The sequence below is a fragment of the Dichotomicrobium thermohalophilum genome, assembly GCF_003550175.1.
Lineage (GTDB): Bacteria > Pseudomonadota > Alphaproteobacteria > Rhizobiales > Rhodomicrobiaceae > Dichotomicrobium > Dichotomicrobium thermohalophilum.
The window spans coordinates 1,885,001-1,904,296 of record NZ_QXDF01000001.1; the positions used below are offsets into that span (position 1 = coordinate 1,885,001).

The 19,296-nt window shown below is 63.6% G+C and carries 20 protein-coding genes and 1 tRNA gene; 8 read left to right on the forward strand and 13 right to left on the reverse strand.

Features of this window, described 5'->3' with window-relative positions:
• Positions 1 to 79: 79 nt before the first annotated feature.
• Positions 80 to 155, reverse strand: a tRNA-Glu gene (locus BXY53_RS08755).
• 82 nt (positions 156 to 237) lie between these two features.
• Positions 238 to 612 (reverse strand): hypothetical protein, encoded by a 375-nt coding sequence (locus tag BXY53_RS08760; protein WP_119061445.1) that lies wholly within the window; start codon positions 610 to 612, stop codon positions 238 to 240.
• A 104-nt stretch (positions 613 to 716) separates the two neighbouring features.
• Here BXY53_RS08760 and BXY53_RS08765 point away from each other — a divergent pair, with 104 nt between their 5' ends.
• From BXY53_RS08765 to BXY53_RS08790, 5 genes are all read left to right on the forward strand, one after another.
• A complete protein-coding gene (locus BXY53_RS08765) occupies positions 717 to 1,721 on the forward strand; it encodes an RluA family pseudouridine synthase (RefSeq protein ID WP_119061446.1) in 1,005 nt (334 codons plus the stop codon).
• 197 nt (positions 1,722 to 1,918) lie between these two features.
• Entirely contained in the window at positions 1,919 to 2,800 is an 882-nt protein-coding gene (gene rpoH / locus BXY53_RS08770; RefSeq protein ID WP_119061447.1) for an RNA polymerase sigma factor RpoH, read from the forward strand.
• 11 nt (positions 2,801 to 2,811) lie between these two features.
• Positions 2,812 to 3,729, forward strand: coding sequence for a diacylglycerol/lipid kinase family protein (locus BXY53_RS08775; protein WP_170144383.1), 918 nt, complete (start codon positions 2,812 to 2,814; stop codon positions 3,727 to 3,729).
• A gap of 619 nt (positions 3,730 to 4,348) precedes the next feature.
• On the forward strand, positions 4,349 to 5,200 hold the full coding sequence (gene cysE / locus BXY53_RS08785) for a serine O-acetyltransferase (protein ID WP_119061450.1): 852 nt from the start codon (positions 4,349 to 4,351) through the stop codon (positions 5,198 to 5,200).
• A gap of 105 nt (positions 5,201 to 5,305) precedes the next feature.
• Complete coding sequence (locus BXY53_RS08790) at positions 5,306 to 5,515, forward strand: DUF3126 family protein (protein WP_119061451.1); 210 nt, start codon at positions 5,306 to 5,308, stop codon at positions 5,513 to 5,515.
• Positions 5,516 to 5,648: 133 nt separating this feature from the next.
• Here BXY53_RS08790 and BXY53_RS08795 read toward each other — a convergent pair whose 3' ends face one another.
• Positions 5,649 to 6,671, reverse strand: coding sequence for an alpha/beta hydrolase (locus tag BXY53_RS08795; RefSeq protein WP_245410398.1), 1,023 nt, complete (start codon positions 6,669 to 6,671; stop codon positions 5,649 to 5,651).
• A 728-nt stretch (positions 6,672 to 7,399) separates the two neighbouring features.
• Between BXY53_RS08795 and BXY53_RS08805 the strand changes: the two genes are divergently transcribed.
• Positions 7,400 to 7,879: an Hsp20 family protein gene (locus BXY53_RS08805; RefSeq protein WP_119061453.1), complete on the forward strand. Its 480-nt coding sequence runs from the start codon at positions 7,400 to 7,402 to the stop codon at positions 7,877 to 7,879.
• A gap of 144 nt (positions 7,880 to 8,023) precedes the next feature.
• Here the strand turns inward: BXY53_RS08805 and BXY53_RS08810 are convergent, their stop codons facing one another.
• The 8 genes from BXY53_RS08810 to BXY53_RS08845 form a co-directional block, all read right to left on the reverse strand.
• Positions 8,024 to 8,416, reverse strand: coding sequence for a HesB/IscA family protein (locus BXY53_RS08810; protein WP_119061454.1), 393 nt, complete (start codon positions 8,414 to 8,416; stop codon positions 8,024 to 8,026).
• A 100-nt stretch (positions 8,417 to 8,516) separates the two neighbouring features.
• On the reverse strand, positions 8,517 to 8,906 hold the full coding sequence (locus tag BXY53_RS08815) for an SUF system Fe-S cluster assembly protein (protein ID WP_119061847.1): 390 nt from the start codon (positions 8,904 to 8,906) through the stop codon (positions 8,517 to 8,519).
• 42 nt (positions 8,907 to 8,948) lie between these two features.
• Positions 8,949 to 10,220, reverse strand: a complete 1,272-nt coding sequence (locus tag BXY53_RS08820; RefSeq protein ID WP_119061455.1) for a cysteine desulfurase — start codon at positions 10,218 to 10,220, stop codon at positions 8,949 to 8,951.
• Between the two features lie 17 nt (positions 10,221 to 10,237).
• The gene (gene sufD / locus BXY53_RS08825; protein WP_170144384.1) at positions 10,238 to 11,590 is read right to left on the reverse strand and encodes a Fe-S cluster assembly protein SufD; all 1,353 of its coding nucleotides are present in this window, start codon (positions 11,588 to 11,590) and stop codon (positions 10,238 to 10,240) included.
• A 12-nt stretch (positions 11,591 to 11,602) separates the two neighbouring features.
• Positions 11,603 to 12,358, reverse strand: coding sequence for a Fe-S cluster assembly ATPase SufC (gene sufC, locus BXY53_RS08830; RefSeq protein ID WP_119061457.1), 756 nt, complete (start codon positions 12,356 to 12,358; stop codon positions 11,603 to 11,605).
• A gap of 108 nt (positions 12,359 to 12,466) precedes the next feature.
• The gene (gene sufB, locus BXY53_RS08835; protein ID WP_119061458.1) at positions 12,467 to 13,978 is read right to left on the reverse strand and encodes a Fe-S cluster assembly protein SufB; all 1,512 of its coding nucleotides are present in this window, start codon (positions 13,976 to 13,978) and stop codon (positions 12,467 to 12,469) included.
• A 75-nt stretch (positions 13,979 to 14,053) separates the two neighbouring features.
• Complete coding sequence (locus tag BXY53_RS08840) at positions 14,054 to 15,235, reverse strand: cysteine desulfurase family protein (protein ID WP_119061459.1); 1,182 nt, start codon at positions 15,233 to 15,235, stop codon at positions 14,054 to 14,056.
• On the reverse strand, positions 15,232 to 15,714 hold the full coding sequence (locus BXY53_RS08845; RefSeq protein ID WP_119061460.1) for an Rrf2 family transcriptional regulator: 483 nt from the start codon (positions 15,712 to 15,714) through the stop codon (positions 15,232 to 15,234). Before BXY53_RS08845 ends, BXY53_RS08840 begins: the two co-directional genes overlap by 4 nt.
• A 328-nt stretch (positions 15,715 to 16,042) precedes the next feature.
• Between BXY53_RS08845 and BXY53_RS08850 the strand changes: the two genes are divergently transcribed.
• Positions 16,043 to 16,699, forward strand: a complete 657-nt coding sequence (locus tag BXY53_RS08850) for an alpha/beta hydrolase (protein WP_119061461.1) — start codon at positions 16,043 to 16,045, stop codon at positions 16,697 to 16,699.
• A 7-nt stretch (positions 16,700 to 16,706) separates the two neighbouring features.
• On the forward strand, positions 16,707 to 17,588 hold the full coding sequence (gluQRS, locus tag BXY53_RS08855; protein ID WP_119061462.1) for a tRNA glutamyl-Q(34) synthetase GluQRS: 882 nt from the start codon (positions 16,707 to 16,709) through the stop codon (positions 17,586 to 17,588).
• Here the strand turns inward: gluQRS and BXY53_RS08860 are convergent.
• Both BXY53_RS08860 and BXY53_RS08865 read right to left on the reverse strand, forming a co-directional pair.
• A complete protein-coding gene (locus BXY53_RS08860) occupies positions 17,581 to 18,315 on the reverse strand; it encodes an N-acetylmuramoyl-L-alanine amidase (protein WP_119061848.1) in 735 nt (244 codons plus the stop codon). The genes gluQRS and BXY53_RS08860 overlap by 8 nt on opposite strands.
• A 142-nt stretch (positions 18,316 to 18,457) precedes the next feature.
• Positions 18,458 to 19,180: a TerB family tellurite resistance protein gene (locus BXY53_RS08865; RefSeq protein ID WP_119061463.1), complete on the reverse strand. Its 723-nt coding sequence runs from the start codon at positions 19,178 to 19,180 to the stop codon at positions 18,458 to 18,460.
• Positions 19,181 to 19,296 lie beyond the last annotated feature (116 nt).

Sequence of the window (19,296 nt, forward strand, 5' to 3'; positions counted from 1 at the left end):
GCGACGCGCAAAGTGGTTATACCGCGAGACCCTGAATTCCCGAAAGTGTTTGGAGAATGGAGCTCAAAAGCGACCCGAATGGCGCTCCCTAGGGGAATCGAACCCCTGTTTCCGGCGTGAGAGGCCGGCGTCCTGGGCCACTAGACGAAGGGAGCATGCATTGCTTGGCAAAATGCCATTAACCGCACGCTCTTGCAAATGGCATTCGCCGCGCCCCAGTCAAGAGGAACGCATGCGCTATTGCGGCGACAGGCGCAGGCGGGTGACCGCATTCCCGCGGGCGGTGTCGACGATAACGATTTCCTCGGTCCCCGGCCCCTTGAGATGCAGGATCACGCGCCCGCCGTCAGCCATGATGCGCGCGACTTCGGCGCCGACTGGAATCTGTACGGTCACCTCGCCACCGTCCGAATCCCTCTGAACGGTGCGCTCGCGCACGGCCTCACGCGCCTCACGCTGCTCACCGATCTTTGTCGCCTGGTAGTATAGGCCGGCGATCAGCAACGCAAACCCGAGGACCAGAAGGACCGTCATCACGATCACGACAATCTTCAGCGTGCGGACCTGGCGCGGATTGAAAACGCTGCCGGGAAGCGGTTCCTGATCGGACATTGCTGGCCTTGCGCGAAAAGGTGTTGTTTGCGACGCGGTTTGCGCCAAAAGATGAGCGGAGACACGATCGAAATTCCACGCCACCGGACCGGCGCACGACCCGCATGCACCATTTGACATTTACCGCGCAAGATCAAGACCGCGGCAACCGCCTGGACCGATTTCTGGCCGATGCGGCGGCGGAGCTGAGCCGCGCACGCATCCAGGCGCTCATCAAGGACGGGCAAGTCACGGTCAACGGCGCAGCCATAACCTCGCCGAAACACCGTATACAACCCGGCGACGCGGTCGATCTGAAGATGCCGGAGCCGGAGCCTGCGCAGCCGGAGCCCGAGGACATCCCGCTCGACATCGTTTATGAAGACGACGACATCATCGTCATCGACAAGCCCGCGGGCATGGTCGTGCACCCGGCCGCCGGAAACTGGACGGGCACGCTGGTCAACGCCCTGCTTGCTCATTGCGGCGACAGCCTTTCCGGTATTGGCGGAGTGCGCCGGCCCGGCATCGTCCACCGGCTCGACAAGGATACCAGCGGCCTGATGGTCGTCGCCAAGAACGACCGCGCCCATCGCCGGCTGAAGGCACAGTTCACTGACCGTGGCCGCGCTGGCAAGCTGCTGCGGGAATATCAGGCGCTTGTCTGGGGCGCGCCTCTGCCGGCGCTTGGCACGATAGACGCGCCGATCGCGCGCCACGCGACCAACAGGTTCAAGTATGCGGTGGCCCCGGCGCGCGGCCGCGATGCGATCACCCATTACCGGACGCTGACCAAGTATTCGGCGCCGGACGTGGAGGGTGAAGACAAGACGGTCGCGGCGCTCGTGGCCTGCCGGCTGGAGACCGGGCGCACCCACCAGATCCGTGTCCACATGGCGCATATCGGCCACCCGGTCATTGGGGACCCGCTTTACGCAACCGGTTTCAGCAACCGCGTTGCCGCCTTGCCCGAAAACGCCCGATCTGCAATACTTTCTCTTCATGGACAAGCGCTTCACGCTGCCAAGCTTGGCATCGAACAGCCAGCAACAGGCGCGTACTTATCCTTCACCTCCGATTTGCCACAGGATATGCGCGATGTTATTGCGGCGCTGAGCGCAGAGAGTTGAAATCGGCCGGGAGGCAGGCGGCGAAATCAGACGGGCGGCCTTAGCCAGGCCGCTTTTGTTTCGTCTGATATCGCGTGAGACCAGGGGCGCGCCGGCGGGGTGAAACCAGCGCGCTTTCTTGCACTCCGGCGGCAGAATCGCTGATCCAAACCTGATGCTGTTGCGTACAAGCTGCAGTAATGAAACAGGAACACAGTATGAACAACCTCCCAACGGTTTCCGGCAGCGGCGGTCTCAGTCGTTATCTCGATGAGATCCGCAAGTTTCCGATGCTGGAACCGGAAGAAGAATACATGCTCGCCAAGCGTTGGAAGGAGCATGAGGACACAGAAGCCGCGCATAAACTCGTGACATCGCATTTGCGACTTGTCGCGCGTATTGCCATGGGCTATCGCGGCTACGGCCTGCCGATCGGCGAGGTCGTGTCGGAGGGCAATGTCGGCCTGATGCAGGCCGTCAAGCGCTTCGACCCGGATCGCGGCTTCCGGCTGGCGACCTATGCGATGTGGTGGATCCGCGCCTCGATCCAGGAATACATCCTGCGCTCCTGGTCGCTGGTGAAGATGGGCACCACGGCGAGCCAGAAAAAGCTGTTCTTCAATCTGCGCAAGATGAAGGGACAGCTGGAAGCCTATGACGAGGGCGATCTGCGGCCCGAGCATGTCCGCCAGATTTCGGACCAGTTGTCGGTCTCGGAAGAGGACGTGATCTCGATGAACCGCCGACTGGCCGGTGACAGCTCGCTGAACGCGCCGTTGCGTGCGGACGCCGAAAGCGGCGAATGGCAGGACTGGCTCGTTGACGAGGAAGAGGTCGGTCAGGAGGCCGAACTCGCCGACCGCGAAGAGCTGGAGCAGCGCCGCAGCTATCTCCAGGAGGCACTGGAGACGCTTAACGAGCGCGAGCGCCGGATTTTCACAGCCCGGCGTCTCTCGGACAGTCCGCTGACCCTCGAAGAGCTGTCGCACGAGTTTGGCGTCAGCCGAGAACGCATCCGCCAGATCGAGGTGCGTGCGTTCGAGAAGGTCCAGAAGGCCGTCCAGAAATCCGCTCAGATGGCGGAGGCTCCGGCCGAATAAGGATAGCCCTTGTGCGCAAGCGGTTTCTGATCGTCCACAACCCCAACGCGGGTTCGGGCCGGCGCAGGCTCATGCGTGGCGTTTTGGGCGCGCTTGAGCACGCTGGCGCCGAGGTGGCGGTCCAAAAGGCGCTTTCTGAAGACAGCGGACGCGCCATTGCGAGCGAGGCGGCCCGCACAGGCCATTATGATGCAATAGTTGCCGCCGGCGGGGACGGCACGATCCGCAGTGTCGCCGCCGGCTTGCGCGGCTCCGAGATTCCCGTTGGTATCCTGCCGCTTGGCACGGGCAACGTCATGGCCAATGAGATCGGGTTGCCGCGCCAACCCGACGCCATCGCCCGTTACCTCCTCGACGGTGTTGCCGTGCCGGTGGCAGGAGCTGTCGCCGACGACACCCCCTTCTTCCTGATGGCCGGTGCCGGGCTCGATGCCGAGGCGGTGGCCGGGCTCAACAATCGTCTGAAGCGCTGGATCGGCAAGCTCGCCTATGTCTGGCCGGTGGTGCGCGGAATTCTCCGACCGGCTCCAACCATCCAGGCCGTGCTCGACGGCAAGCCGCACCACGCGCGCTGGGTGGTGCTGTGCAAGGCGGGCAGCTATGCTGGCGGTTTCCGGCTCTCGCCGGACAGCCATCTGTTCATGCCAGGTCTCACGGCTGTTTTGTGCACCGCGCGCGATCCTTTCAGCCTGACCCTCAACATTCTGATGATCGGCGCCGGACAGGCAAAGCACGCACCGCATCTGCATTTCGTGCGTTGTCGTCGGGCGCATCTCGGCGCAGACCGGCGCGTCGCCGTTCAGATTGACGGGGAGAGTCACGGCGAACTGCCGGTGTCGATCAGCGAGGACCACACAACAGTTCATCTGCTTGCCCCGGCCGAAACCGCGGCGGCGTTCGCGCACCAGCGTGCGCGCGCGGCCGCGTGAGCCGCGGGCATTTTTCCCCACGGTATCCACAGCCCGCGAATCGCGTTAGTCTCCCAATCATGACGAAAGCGTGGCGTAGTGCGCCCGGTGGCGTGTTATGGATGCGCTTTCAACTCCATCGGGTTTCCGGCGCAGGCAACCGGCGTCGGGAAAACAGGTCGGCGGCGCCTTGTCCGGGGGGCGATGCTCCCAGGCATCCGGCCCGGCAAGCGGGCACCGACCTTAGAGGGGGCGGAATGCTTTTAGCGTTCCGCAGATGTGCCGTAACGGTGCGGGAGAGAACCTGTTCTCGTGCGGCCACGCACAGATGGAGAGACCGATGCGAAACAATCTGCTGAAAACACTGGACGGGCGTGTTTCAGAGCATCTCGAGGATCATGTCATTCGGCGTCGGCTGGACTCTCTCCACGATATCGACCTCATCCGGAAGGCGAAATATCTTCACCCCCCGAGTTGAGGCAATTGATGGTAAAGCGTTTTCCCAATCCAAGCGATTGCGGTATCAGCGGAACCGGCCCTCTTGGGCCGGTTTCTTCATGCCCCCTCACAATTGCATGCCTTTCACATCGGCAGCGGAATGGCTATCTTAGCGGCAATGTGCGCAATCAAGGGGTTACCCATGAGCCAGTCTCATCCCGATCAGCGATCCGCCGCCGTCAAGCCCTGCGACCCGGTCTGGAGCGATGTTCGCGCCCAGGCGGACGCTATCGTCGCCGAAGAGCCGGCGCTGGCTGGGTTCATTTCCACGACGATCCTGAACCAGCCGAGCCTCGAAGAGGCCGTTCTCTTCCGGCTCTCGCAGCGACTTGACCAAGCGGACCTGCCAGGCGGGCTGATCAGGCAGACCTTCAGCCGGGTCCTGGAAAGCCATCCCGAGCTGGGCGAGATGTTCCGTGCAGACTTGGCGGCGGTGGTCGACCGCGACCCGGCCTGCCAGCGGGCGATCGAGCCGATCCTTTATTTCAAGGGCTTCCACGCGCTGCAGACCTATCGCTTCGCTCATGCGTTATGGAAGGCCGGCCGGCGTGATTTTGCCCTGTATCTGCAAAGCCAGTCCTCGCGCGTTTTCGGGACGGACATTCACCCGAACGCGCAGATCGGCCGCGGTATCATGCTCGACCATGCCACGGGGCTGGTCGTCGGCGAGACGGCAGTAGTCGGGGATCAGACTTCGATCCTGCATTCGGTCACACTCGGTGGCAGCGGCAAGGAGTCCGGTGACCGCCATCCGAAAATCGGCTGCGGCGTCATGATCGGCGCAGGTGCGAAGATTCTGGGCAACATCTCGGTGGGCGATTGCGTGCGGATCGCGGCCGGCAGCGTCGTTCTGCGCGATGTTGAGCCGCGCGTCACTGTCGCCGGCGTCCCGGCCAAGGTGGTCGGTCTCGCTGGCTGCCCCGAACCGGCCCGCGCGATGAACCAGCTGTTCGGCTCGATCGGTTCCGAAACCGAGACCGCGGCAGAGGAATAAGCTGGCGCGCCGCTTGACCTTGTCCAGTGGCCTCTGTAGCGATGAAGGGGCTTCGGACGGCGCGCCTCGTGCGGGCGACAACCCAAAACTGACAGGGACACTGATATGAAGGGCGAAGAAATCACGCGCCTGCAAAGCTATTTGCAGCGGAAATTCGAGTTGCCCGAACTGGAGGTGCGTCAGCGGCAGAAGCAGGAAGACTCCGCGGAGGTCTATATTAGCGGAGAGTTCATCGGCGTGGTCTACCGCGACGATGACGATGAGGACCTGTCCTACCAGTTCCAGATGGCCATTCTCGAAATGGACCTCGACTAGGCCCGCGGGCGTGGGCCTCGATGCCTTTTGCGAATGTCATGCCCGCGATTGCGACGGGAGTTCACCCTGGCTCAGACTTGCCGAAGGAACTTCGGCAACGGAGCGCGAGGCAAACACCAAAACAGAGCACGGCTCAAAGCCCCAGAAGCTGTTCAGCCCGGCTGGGCCGCGCCCCGGGGATGTAGGCGTCGAATGCTGCCCAGAACTGATCGCGCAGACCGTTCCGCTCCTGAAGGACTTCGTGGCGCGCGCCAGGGATCAGTACATGCGCGCCCATGCGCAGCCGGCTGGTAAAGCCTTCGATGGCGCGTAGCGAGACGATCGGGTCGTTGCCGGAAGCAACGATCAACGCCGGTACCTTGACAGAGCGCGGGAACGGGTCGCTGTTCAGAAGCGACATGGATTGCCAGGCGGCGTGATACCAGCCAATCGTGGGCGAGCCGAGCGCCAGTTCCGGCGCGGTGCGGAGGACTTCCTGCGTGCGCGCATAGCGCTGCGCATCACTTGTCAGCGGGTTGCCCTCAAAAGGCCGTTCGTCCAGCGCAATGCCGTTGCCGCCCGGCACATGCATTGTGCCCATCCCGCACAGCGTCAGCACTTCCGCGACCCGTGGCGGCCTGGGAACGCGTGTGTGGTTCGGCTCGAGCGCAATGAGCGGTGCGGTCAGGATGATCCGGTCGAACCAGCACATGCGTGAGCGGGTCGCACGCAGCAGGATGTTCGCGCCCATCGAATGCGCCAGCGCGTAATAAGGTGCCGGACAGTCGGGCAGCACAATCTCGGCCATGAACTGTTCGAGGTCGGCATCATACTGCGCAAAATCGTCGACATGGCCCTTCCGTGGATTGGCTAGCGGGCGGCTCGACCCGCCCTGCCCGCGGTGGTCCATGATCGCGACGGCGAAGCCACGCCGGCGCAGGTCCGAAATGACCTCGAAATACTTTTCGATGAACTCGGCCCGGCCCATCAGAATGCAGACGGTACCGAGCTTGTTCAGACCGGTCGGTCCCCACCAGGCGAAGCGAATGCGCGCACCGTCGCTCGCCAGAAAATGCCCCGCCGTGCCCCCGCCCGGCACCGGATTGCGCGGCGTGGAGACAAGGATCTCCTGCGACACCCGGTCGGTGCTTGGCATTGGCTCGGCAACTGTCAGCATTTTGGCTCCCCGCGTCGAAGGCCCCGGCGCGTCAGCGCGCCCAGAGGCGATGGCCGCCGTCCCCATCCAGAGGCCGGGCTCTCAGCACGCGGCCCGAACACCTTTCTATCCGCAGTTGGTAAACAGTGCCATTCGGACGGCGCGCGCGAACAGCGAAATTGTCGCCCACCCGGCGCAGGCCGTGAAAATCCCACCAGCCCTGGCGCTGCAAACGGCGGCGGACCTGGCGCGGCCTGCGGCATTCGCCGCCAGCGCCTGAGCCCGGCGTCATCAAGCCCCGAAATGCGTCAAGAGGACGCCGCTGTCGCCGGCGGCGCTCGTTGACGGGGCGGACATGCTGGGGAGCCGGAACGTGCAGCCTTGGCCCCTGTTGTCCGACTTTATAGGCCGCGCCGACGGCCGGCGCAGCTCCGTAACCGGTTGATAGCGCCTGCGCCTTTCCCGGGCTCGCAGGCGCGACGAACAGCGCGAGGGTCAAAAGCGCCGGACCGCACAGCGCGCGCAGCCGCCCTTTGCCCCATGAAAACTCCCTCGTCATGCATCGAGTCTGCCAGATGTAAAGTGAACGCCCGAGCAACCACCCTGTCAGCCGCCGTTCATGAAAACACGAGGTCTTGACGCCCGGCGCCCGTGACTTACCTCTCAGGTGCATACGCCTTGAACGGGTATGCCTGTTGGACTGGCCGAAAGGCAGTGAAAACGCATGTCGCTCACAAGGAGGATATGTCATGAGGCGTTTTGATCTGACCCCCCTGTACAAGTCGACCGTCGGTTTCGACCATGTTGCGTCCATACTGGAGCAGCTGGCCTCCGCAGACACGGATAACGGCTATCCGCCCTATAACATAGAGCGCGTGGACGAGAATAACTACCGCATCACGATGGCGGTGGCCGGGTTCTCGGAAGACGACCTCGACATCGAGGTCCGCGAAGGCATGCTCCGCGTGGCCGGGACCAAGCCGGAGAAGGAGCAGGAGGACTCCGACACGGTATTCCTGCATCGCGGTATCGCCTCGCGCAATTTCGAGCGCCGGTTCCGGCTGGCCGAGTATGTCGAGGTCAGCTCTGCGAAGCTGGAGAACGGCCTGCTCCACATCGACCTGCGGCGCGAACTGCCTGATGCGATGAAACCGCGCAAGATCGAGATTGCGACCGGCAACGGTCAGTCGCACAAGACGATCGAGGCGCAGCCGGATCAGGTCAACTGACGCGCGCCGCAGTGCCCGGCACGCGCATGGGGCGGGGGCCTTCGCGGTCTCCGCCTTTTATATTGCCCGGCCCGAAGCCGGGCGGACAAAAAAGCGCCGGTCCTGCTCGACCGGCGCGACTTCAGATCGCAACTTCGCCGTCGCTTAGCGGGTGTCCGCACCTTCAGCCACACCCGCCTCCGCAGCCGGCTGGATTTCTACGGATTCGCCGCAGCCACAGGCACTCGTCTGGTTCGGATTGTTGAACACGAAACCGGATGACAATTTGCCCTCCTCATAGTCCATTTCTGTGCCCAGCAGAAACAGAACCGCCTGCGGTTCGATCAGGAGCTTCACTCCCTTCTCCTCGATCACCTCGTCCATCGGGCCGATCTCGGTGGCGTAGTCCATCGTGTATTCCATTCCGGCGCAGCCACCCTTCTTCAGCCCGACGCGCACGCCGGCCACAGGCTTGTCGCTGGCTTCGATGATCTCCGACAGGCGCTTGGCTGCCGCGTCCGTGAGGGTCATCACTTTGAGAGGTGTCGCGCTTGCCATCGGTTACTGTCCATTCGCTTGGTCATGTTTCACCGTCAAGTATGGGATAACATGACGGCATTGCCAACCCGTGCCCGATCACGAGTGGAGCCGGACCCGGTTAAACCATGCCCAGCATCATCTGCGCCTCTTCAGACATGCGCGTCATGTCCCAGGGCGGGTCGAAGGTCAGTTCGACCTTGGCGCCGCTGACGCCGGGCACCGCGCTCACCGCATTCTCCACCCAGACCGGCATCTCGCCCGCCACGGGGCAGCCGGGCGCGGTCAGCGTCATCAGCACCTTGACCATCCGGTCATCCTCGATCTCGACCCGGTAGATCAGGCCCAGCTCGTAAATATCCACCGGGATTTCCGGGTCATAGACGGTCTTGAGCGCCGCGATGATGTCCGCACTCATCCGCTCCAGTTCGTCCTTTGGGATCGCGGATTCCGGCTCGCCCGCGCCTTCGGCTGCCGGCGCATCACCCTCGCTCGCCTGCTTGGCTTCCATCTCCGCGGCTTCGGTTGTCCAATCGTTCATGTCATCGCTCCCTTACGCGAAAAACTTCTGCGCGCGCGTGATCGCCTCGGCCAGCGCGTCGACCTCTTCCATCGTGTTGTAGACCGCGAAGGACGCGCGGCAGGTCGCGTTGACGCCGAAGCGCGCCATCAGCGGCTCGGCGCAATGGTGCCCGGCGCGCACCGCCACGCCCGAACGGTCCATGATGGTCGCCATGTCGTGGGCGTGCGCATCCTTCATTTCGAATGACAGAATGGCACCCTTGCCCGGCGCTTCGCCGATGATGCGCAGCGAATTGATGCCCCTGAGGCGTTCGTGAGCGTAGGCGCAGAGCCGGTTCTCATGCTCGGCGATCCGCTCGCGGCCCAGCGCCATCATGTATTCCAGCGCAGCGCCCAGCCCGATCACCTGTGCGATCGGCGGCGTGCCCGCCTCGAACTTGTAGGGCGGCGCGCCATAAGTGACCTGATCCGTCGACACCGACTCGATCATCTCGCCGCCGCCCATGAAGGGGGGCATCGTCTCCAGATGCTCGCGCTTGCCGTAAAGCACGCCGACGCCGGATGGTCCATACACTTTGTGTCCGGTGAACACGTAGAAATCACAGCCGATATCCTGCACATCCACGGGCATATGTACTGCCCCCTGGCTGCCATCCACCAGCACCGGGATGCCGCGTTCATGCGCGATGCGCGTGACCTCCTTCACCGGGACGACGGTGCCGAGCACATTCGACATATGCGTAATCGCGACCATCTTGGTGCGCGGGCTCAGTGCCTTCTCGAACTCTTCCAGGCTGAACGAGCCATCATCTCCGACCGGCACCCAGGTGAGCTTTGCGCCCCTGCGCTCGCGGTGATAATGCCACGGCACGATGTTCGAGTGGTGCTCCATGATGGTGAGCACGATCTCGTCACCCTGCCCGATGCGCATCCCGCCGAAGGACTGCGCAACGAGATTAAGCGCCGCGGTGGCGTTGCTGGTGAAAATAATCTCGTTGCTCGACGGCGCATTCAGGAACTTCGCCGCGATGCCCCGGGCGTTCTCATAAGCGTCAGTCGCGGCATTGCTCAGATAGTGCAAGCCGCGATGGACGTTGGCGTATTCCTGCGAGTAGACGTGCTGCAACTTGTCCAGCACCGCTTTCGGCTTTTGCGCCGAGGCGGCGTTGTCCAGGTAAACCAGCGGCTTGCCATAGACCTCCCGCGCGAGGATCGGGAAATCCTCCCTGATCTTCGCCGGATCGATCGGCCCGGCCGCCTCCGGTGTCGCCTCGTCTTTCGGCAGGGTATTCGCCTGGTCCATCACGGCTTTCCTAACTTCTAGGCGCTCGCATCCACGGAGCCGCGCAGCCAGTCCGCGGTCCGGGCAGTGAGCGCCTCCTTCAGCGCCTCGTTCTCGATGCCGTCGAACACTTCGTCGACGAAGGCGGCGATCAGCAGCGCCCGGGCTTCGGCTTGCGGAATGCCGCGCGCCAGCAGATAGAACATCGCTTCCTCATCGAGGTGGCCCGACGTCGAGCCGTGCCCGCAGACCACGTCGTCCGCGTAAATCTCCAGCTCGGGCTTGGAGTCAAACTCCGCCTCATCCGAGAGGAGCAGCGCGTTGGCCATCTGCTTGCCGTCGGTCTTCTGCGCCCCGGGATGCACATGCACCTTCGCCTGAAACACCGAGCGCGCCTTGTCGTCCAATACGGATTTCACAAGTTCGCGGCTCATGCATTCCGGTACGGCGTGCTCGATCACCATCGTGGTATCGAAGTGCTGCGCATCACGACCAAGGCACACGCCATTGACGGCGGCCGAAGCGCCCTCCCCGGCATAACGCAGGAACACCTGGTTGCGCGTCAGCTCGCCCCCCACGTTGACATGCGTGGCGCGGTAATTCGCACCGGCTTCCAGCCGCAGATTCCAGCTCGCCAAGTGGGTCGAGGCCTTGTTTTCGTCCTGCACCTTCAGATGCTCGATCTGCGCGCCTTCATTAGCCAGCAGTTCGGTCATCGTGAAGGTGTGGAACGCCGTGTCGTTCAAGCTCGCATAATGCTCGACGATCGTGGCCTCGGCGCCCTTTTCCACGCGGATAAGGTTGCGCGTCGCGATACGGCCCGGCTGATCGCCCGTGGTGACATTCACCAGATGGATCGGCTTGGCCGCCGCGCCGTTCGCCGGGGCCGTGATGCGGATCACCGCGCCGTCGGTCATGAAGGCCGTGGCGAGGTTTGCAACCGTTTCAGGGTCCTTAGGGTTCACCTGGCCGAACATCTCGTCGAACCAGTCCGGACGGCTTTCCAGCGCCTCTGACAGGGTCATCACCTGCACGTTCGGCGCGTCGATCGCCTGCATGGGCTGGTGATAGCCATTCACGAACACGACCACATGCGCATCGAGTGCGTCGAAGTGCCCGCGGGCGCGCACAAGTTCGGCCTCGCTGATGCCGTCGGTCCTCGGGGCCGGCGCAAAAGCCTCGCGCATCCGCGCGCGCAGGTCGGTGTATTTCCACTCTTCCACGCGCCGGTGCGGCAGGCCGCTGCGGGCGAACGCCCCGATGGCCTGCTCGCGCAGTTGACGAACCCGCGCGTCGCTCTCCTGCGCGATACGCTGCTCGAAGGAACGCAGGAGGTCGGCCTCGGCCGGCGAATGATCTTCTGTCACGCGCACTGGCGTTTCGATATTCATCGCTGGCTCCATTTACGCGGCCTGTTCCCCGTAAGCGGCATAGCCGGACTTCTCCAGCTCCAGCGCCAGTTCCTTGTCGCCCGAGCGCGCGATCTTGCCGTTGATGAGCACATGGACATGATCCGGCACGATGTAGTCGAGCAGGCGCTGATAGTGGGTGATGAGCAGGATCGCCCGGTCCGGGTCGCGCAGCTTGTTCACACCGTCGGCCACGATACGCACCGCGTCGATGTCCAGGCCGGAGTCGGTCTCGTCCAGCACGCACAGGCCCGGCTCCAGCAACGACATCTGAAGAATCTCAAACCGCTTCTTCTCGCCGCCGGAGAAGCCCGAGTTCACCGGGCGCTTGAGCATGTCCATCGAGATGCCGAGATCGCTCGCCTTCTCGCGCACCAGCTTCATGAAATCCGGTGTGCTCATCTCGGCTTCGTCGTTCGCCTTGCGGTGAGCGTTGACCGCCGTTCGCAGGAAGGTCATCGAGCCGACGCCGGGGATTTCAAGCGGATACTGGAACGCAAGGAACACGCCAGCGCGGGCGCGCTCATCCGGCTCCATTTCCAGCAGGTCCTCACCGTTCCAGAGGATCTGGCCTTCGGTAACCTCGTAGTCCTCCTTGCCGGCCAGCACATACGCCAGCGTGGACTTGCCCGAGCCATTCGGGCCCATGATCGCGTGCACCTGCCCCTTCGGCACGGTGAGGTCGAGGCCGCGGATGATCTCCGCGTCTTCCTCGGCGATCTTCACGTGCACGTTCTTGATCTCAAGCATTATCGTCGTTCTTCCTTGTTTCCCGTCTCGTCGATGCTCTGCCAATCCCGGGCGCGGCCTCGGGCAGATGGATGCCCGGAACGCATCCGGGCATCCCGCACAGGCTGATTAACCGACCGAGCCTTCCAGGCTGATGCCGATCAGGCGCTGCGTCTCGGCCATGAACTCCATCGGAAGTTGCTGGATCACGTCGCGCACGAAGCCGTTGACGATCAGCGCCACCGCCTCTTCCTCTGACAGACCGCGCTGCATGGCGTAGAACAGCTGGTCATCAGAGATCTTCGAGGTCGTCGCCTCGTGCTCGAACTGCGCCGTCGGGTTCTTGGCCTCGATGTAGGGCACCGTGTGCGCGCCGCAGGTATCGCCGATCAGAAGGCTGTCACACTGAGTGAAGTTGCGCGCTTGCTTCGCCTTCCGGTGCGCCGAGACCAGACCGCGATAGGTGTTGTCCGAGCGGCCCGCGGCGATGCCCTTGGAGACGATCCGGCTGGAGGTGTTCTTGCCCAGATGGATCATCTTCGTGCCCGAGTCGATCTGCTGGCGACCGTTCGAGATCGCTATCGAGTAAAACTCGCCGCGGGAGTTGTCGCCACGGAGGATGCAGCTCGGATACTTCCAGGTGATCGCCGAGCCGGTCTCGACCTGCGTCCACGAAATCTTCGAGTTCTTGCCACGGCAGTCGCCGCGCTTGGTCACGAAGTTGTAGACGCCGCCCTTGCCTTCGGCATCGCCCGGATACCAGTTCTGCACGGTCGAGTACTTGATCTCCGCGTCATCCAGCGCGATCAGCTCGACCACAGCCGCATGAAGCTGGTTCTCGTCACGCATGGGCGCGGTGCAGCCCTCCAGGTAGCTCACATACGCACCCTTGTCGGCGATGATGAGCGTGCGCTCGAACTGGCCGGTGTCCTTCTCGTTGATGCGGAAGTAGGTGGACAGCTCCATCGGGCAGCGCACGCCTTCCGGCACATAGACGAAGGACCCATCCGAGAAGACCGCCGAGTTGAGCGCGGCGAAGTAGTTGTCCGACTTCGGCACGACCGAACCGAGATACTTCTGGACGAGGTCCGGATAGTCGCGCAGCGCTTCGGAGATCGAGCAGAAGATCACGCCGGCCTTCGCCAGCTCTTCCTTGAAGGTCGTGACGACCGAGACGCTGTCGAACACCGCGTCAATCGCAACATTGCTGGACTGATAACCGGTGTCTTCCTCCAGATGACTCGGCTCATCCTGCTTGCGCACGCCGGCGAGAATTTCCTGCTCCTTGAGCGGGATGCCCAGCTTTTCATAGGTGCGCAACAGTTCCGGGTCGACTTCGTCGAGGCTCTTCGGCCCCTCCATCGACTTCGGCGCGGCATAGTAGTAGATGTCCTGGAAGTCGATCGGCGGATATTCCACCTTCGCCCAGGTCGGCTCCTTCATCGTCAGCCAGCGCTGATAGGCATCCAGCCGCCACTCGAGCATCCATTCCGGCTCGTTCTTCTTTTCGGAGATGAACCGGATGATGTCTTCGTTCAGGCCCTTCGGCGCCTTCACGGACTCGATGTCGGTCGTGAAGCCATACTTGTACTTGTCGACGTCGATGTCCTTAACGCGTTCGATAGTGTCGAGGTCCGCCACGTCACTACTCCTGTCAGTTGCCGTTGTCCGTTATGAACCTGCTGTTGCTCGGTTCCCAAGTCATTTTGGGCGGCTTCAGGCGGCCGCCGATTCATGTTTTCGCCGTTCGTAGATCGCCTGCCAGGCGCTCAGAAACCGCTCGACCTCCGCATCCGTCGAGGACCACCCCAGGCTGATACGGATGGCGCCGGAAGCGGTTTCGTTGTCCAGCCCCATCGCATCGAGCACATGGCTGCGCTCCACCTTGCCGGAGGAGCAGGCCGAGCCGGCGCTCACTGCGATGCCTTCGAGATCCATGGCGATGACCAGCGTCTCGCCGTGCAGGCCGGGCACCGCCACGCAGGTGGTGTTCGGCAGGCGCGACGCGTTCTCCGCCGCAATCCAGGCGTCGGCCGCGATGCGCTTCAGTTCCCTCTCCAGCCGGTCGCGCAGCGGCTGTACCGCACCGATGCCGTCACCGGTCTGAAGGTCGCGTTGCACTGCTTCAGCCGCCGCGCCGAACCCGGCGATCGCCGGGAAATTCTCTGTGCCTGCGCGGCGTCCGCGCTCCTGCCCGCCGCCATGCATCACAGGCACGGGGTTGTGCAGCTCGTCGCGGACAATGATCAACGCGCCCGCCCCCTTTGGTCCACCGAACTTGTGCGCCGAGACGCTGACCAGATCCGCGCCGAGCGCGCTCACATCCATCGGCACGCGGCCCACTGACTGAACGGCGTCACAATGTAAAATCCCGCCCGCCGCGCGCACGATTTCACCCAGTTCGGCAGTTGGCTGGATAGCGCCGGTCTCGTTGTTCGCGCTCATGACCGAAACCATGAACGGCGCACCGTCCCCTCGGCTGATCAGCTCTTTCGCAGCGTCCAGATCGACCACGCCATCGGCCGTCACGGGCAGGCGCGTGATCTGCTGCGCATCGAATCCACCGCCTTGATATGCCGATGGATGCTCGATTGCGGAGGTGAACAGCCGCGCCTTCTCCGGCGCATAGCCCGGCAGCTTGCTGAGCCACTCCGGGGCGAGCGCCAGGACATTCGACTCGGTGCCACCGCTGGTGAAAACGACCTGCGCGGTATCCGCACCGCATAGCCGCGCCACCTGCTCGCGCGCATCCTCGATCGCCGCCCGCGCCGCGCGTCCTTCGGCATGAACCGACGAAGCGTTACCGACGAGGTCGAACGCACGCATCATCGCTTCGCGCGCTTCAGGGCGCAGCGGAGAAGAGGCGTTGTGATCGAAGTAGCACCGAGCCCGGATCATTCAGCCGTCACCCCTTCGAGCTTTGCGCAGGCATCCACCGACGGCGAGAACACGCTGTCCTTGAGGACAAGATCGCCGTCGAGCACGTCGCGCAGCGTCACGGTCTGGAGAAACAGCAAGATGTGATCGCCGAGCGCCCGCCAGAGATCATGCGTCAGACATCTGCCCTTGTTGCCGATGCAGGCGATCTCGCTGCCGCTGATGCAACGCGTCATCTTGATCGGCTCATCGACCGCATTCATGATCTCCGAGACAAAAATCTCTTCCGGCCGACGCGAGAGCCGATATCCGCCACCCGGCCCGCGCGCCGATGTCACAAGCCCGGCGCGGCGCAGCTTGGTGAACAACTGCTCCAGATAAGCCAATGAAATCTGCTGCTTTTCGGCAATCGAGGCCAGGCGGATCGGACTATCCGACGATCGCGATGCCAGATCGACCATCGCCATTACGGCGTAACGCCCTTTCGTGCTGAGCTGCATGGCCTAAAAACTCCCGTTGAAACGCAGCGCCCCGTAATTTCATAGAAAGGACAGCCGGTTCGCTGCGACATAACAATTCAAATTCCTAACGTCCTCATGCTACACACGCAGCGCGCGCTCAGACACGGTACAGGAAATCGGAGTGTTTTGAAACGTTCTAAACCGACAGATAAATTATCTGAGTGGTGTAGTCAAGTATCTTGGCGCGCGGGCACGCCCCAGCAAGATGCGCGGCCGTTAGCGGAGAAAATGTCGCAGTGCCGCGTACTTGCGCCGCCGGATGCACTCTGCTCCCGACAAGAAACCGCTTGGACAAGAACGGTCTCTCATGCCTGAAGTCATCATCAACGGTCCCGCCGGGCGTCTCGAAGGCCGCTACCACCATGAGCCGGCTGCCGATTCGCCGATCGCGCTGATCCTGCACCCGCACCCGCAGTTCGGCGGGACGATGAATAACCCCATCGTGTATCACCTGTATTACGCCTTCGCCCGGCGTGGCTTTTCAGTGCTGCGCATCAACTTCCGCGGCGTGGGGCGCAGTCAGGGTTTGTTCGACAACGGCCCCGGCGAGCTGTCAGACGCCGCGACGGCGCTTGACTGGCTCCAGGTCTACAATCCGGATGCACGGTCCTGTTGGATCGCAGGCGTGTCGTTCGGCGCGTGGATCTCCATGCAACTCCTGATGCGCCGGCCAGAGATCGCCGGCTTCATCTCTGTCGCACCGCCGGCCAATCTTTACGACTTCAGCTTCCTGGCGCCCTGCCCGTCCTCCGGGCTGATCGTGAATGGCGACATGGACCGCGTGGCGCCTCCGGAAGCGGTGCGCAGCCTCGTGAACAAGCTGAAAAGCCAAAAGGGCATCTCGATCACGCACGAGGTCGTCCACGGTGCCAACCACTTCTTTGAGGACAAGCTCGACGAGCTGATGGATGAGGTGATCGGGCCGTATCTGGACGAGGCGACCGGACAGGCCGCCAGCGCCTAAGTCGACCATGGCGACAACCGAGGAAGCCCGTCCGGCGATCCGCTTCGCCCCCAGCCCGAACGGCCGGCTGCATCTGGGCCACGCCTATTCGGCGCTGCTCGCACATGACACGGCGCGAGCGATTGGCGCGCGCTTTCTGCTGCGCATCGACGACATCGACACCGCGCGCTGCACGCCGGAATTCGAACAGGCGATCTATGACGACCTGGCCTGGCTGGGACTGTCGTGGGAAACGCCCGTGCGGCGGCAGTCCGAGCATTTCTCGACGTATCGGCAGGCCGCAGAAGAGTTGGGCGCGCGCGGCTTGCTCTATCCGTGCTTCGCCACCCGCAAGGAGATCGCCGAGACGGTCGCCCGGGTCGCCAAACCCGCTTTCGACCCGGACGGCGCGCCGCTCTACCCCGGCCTCTACCGCAATGCCAATCCAGAAAAGGTCGCGCAGCTCATGGCCGAGGGCCGCCCCTATGCGCTGCGGCTGGACATGGCGCGGGCGCGCGATGCGGTGGGCCCTGCGGCGCTTACCTATCGCGTCTTTGATCTTCACGGCGGCGCGCGCGAATGCCTTGCAAGGCCGGAGCGGTGGGGCGACGCGGTCATCGTGCGCAAGGATACGCCGACGAGCTATCACCTCGCGAACGTGATCGACGACGCGCTGCAAGGCATCACACACGTCATCCGCGGGACCGACCTGGAAGCGGCGACGGACCTGCACGTCCTGCTCCAGCGCCTGCTCGGCCTGCCGACGCCCGCCTATCACCATCACCGGCTGATCCTGGACGAGAGCGGGCGGAAGCTGTCGAAAAGCGCGGGCGACCTGAGCCTTGCAGCGTTGCGCGAGCACGGCGCTACGCCGGAGCAAATTCGCTGTATGGTGGGGCTGGCTAGCTGATCTGCCGCCCGTCGAGCGCGGCGATGAGCCGGTCGAGCGTCTCCAGCGTGGAGGTATCGGCCCGGCCATGCACCCCCTCCGGCCGAAACCGCCGCTGAAAGGCAGCGACGACGGACGCCGTGTGCTCATCGAAGCGTGCGCCGGGTGTCACGCCATAACCCACCCGGGCCAGCTTGGCCTTTAACACCTCGACATCCGCCGACTCCGCGCCCGCCCCGATACCGGTGTCATCGCCGAGGGGCACGGGCGGCACCCACACGCAGACCCCCTCCCGCGCCAACGACTGCCAGTCAAAGTGCTCGCCCGGATCGACCTTCCGTCCCGGCGCCACGTCGGAATGCCCCAGCACCCGCTCCGGCGGCACCGACCAGCGCGCGGCGATGTCGCGGCACAGTGCCACGACCGCCTCCATTTGCGCGCGCGGATAAGGCGGCAACCCGTCCGGTGCTTCATGTCCGTGATTATGGATTTCGATGCCGATCGAGACGCTGTTGATGTCGCGCTCGCCCGCCCAATAGGACGCACCGGCGTGCCAGGCCCGGTGCCACTCCGACACCATCTGAACGATCGTGCCGTCCTCTTCGACCAGGTAGTGCGTCGAGACCTTGGCCTCGGGGTTCGCCAGCCAGCGCGCGGCTGCTTCCGCGGTCCCCATGCCGGTATAGTGGAGGAGGATCATGTCCGGCCGCTTCCCGCCGCGCCGCGCGCCATAATTCGGCGACGGCATCACCCGGCTTGCCAGCGGGGTCTCAGGTTCGCGCAGCGGCCCGCCAAGGCCCGGCCACAGCCAGCGATAGACGCCGCCCGCCAGCGCCGCGCTCCCGGCCAAAAGGGCAATCTTCCGCAACACCCCTCTGCGCTCCACCGCCCTAGAGTCCGCGTTCCTTCGCGATTTCGTCATAGGCCTGGTTGATTGCCGCGATCTTGTTGTTGGCGATCTCAACGAACTCCTCCGGGACGCCGCGGGCCATCAGCCGGTCCGGGTGGTTTTCGCGCACCAGCTTGCGGTAGTGCTTTTTCAGTTCCTCATCACTGATCGACGGATCAACCTCCAGCACGTCATACGGGCTGCGCTCCTTGGCGTGAACGTGACGCGCGCGGATATAGGCGAACTCGGTGTCCGAAAACCCGAAGATGCGCGCCACCGAGGCGAGATAGTCCTCCTCGCTCGGGTGGATCACCTCGTCAGCCTTGGCGATGTGAAACAGCCCGTCCAGCACGGCCTTGAGCGTCTCGCGGTCGTCCTGGAACAGCCGGGCAAGTTGTTTCGCGTAAGACTCGTAGCCCGCCACATCCTTCTTGGCGAGGTTGAACAGCCGCGCGACATTCTTCAACTCGCTGTCCGGGACCTTGAAGACATCCTTGAAGGCGGAGACCTCGTCCTTGGTCACCACGCCGTCGGCCTTGGCCATCTTTGCACCCAGCGCGATGACGCCCATTGAGAACGCTACCTCGCGCTCTTGCAGGTCGGCAGCTTCGTCATTCTCGCGGTCGATCGCGTAGTGGCCGGCCAGCCCGCCCAACAGCGCGCCCAGCGGCCCGCCGATGGCAAGCCCGGTGGCCGCGCCCGCAATTTTGCCCCAGATCGACACCGGTCAAGCTCCAGTGCGCACGGCACAAGCAGCGCCGCACCCTTACCTTTACGTTAACGTCAGGCGCTGCTAGCTTCGGATCAGCGTGCGGCGCCCGCAAACACTCACTCCGGACT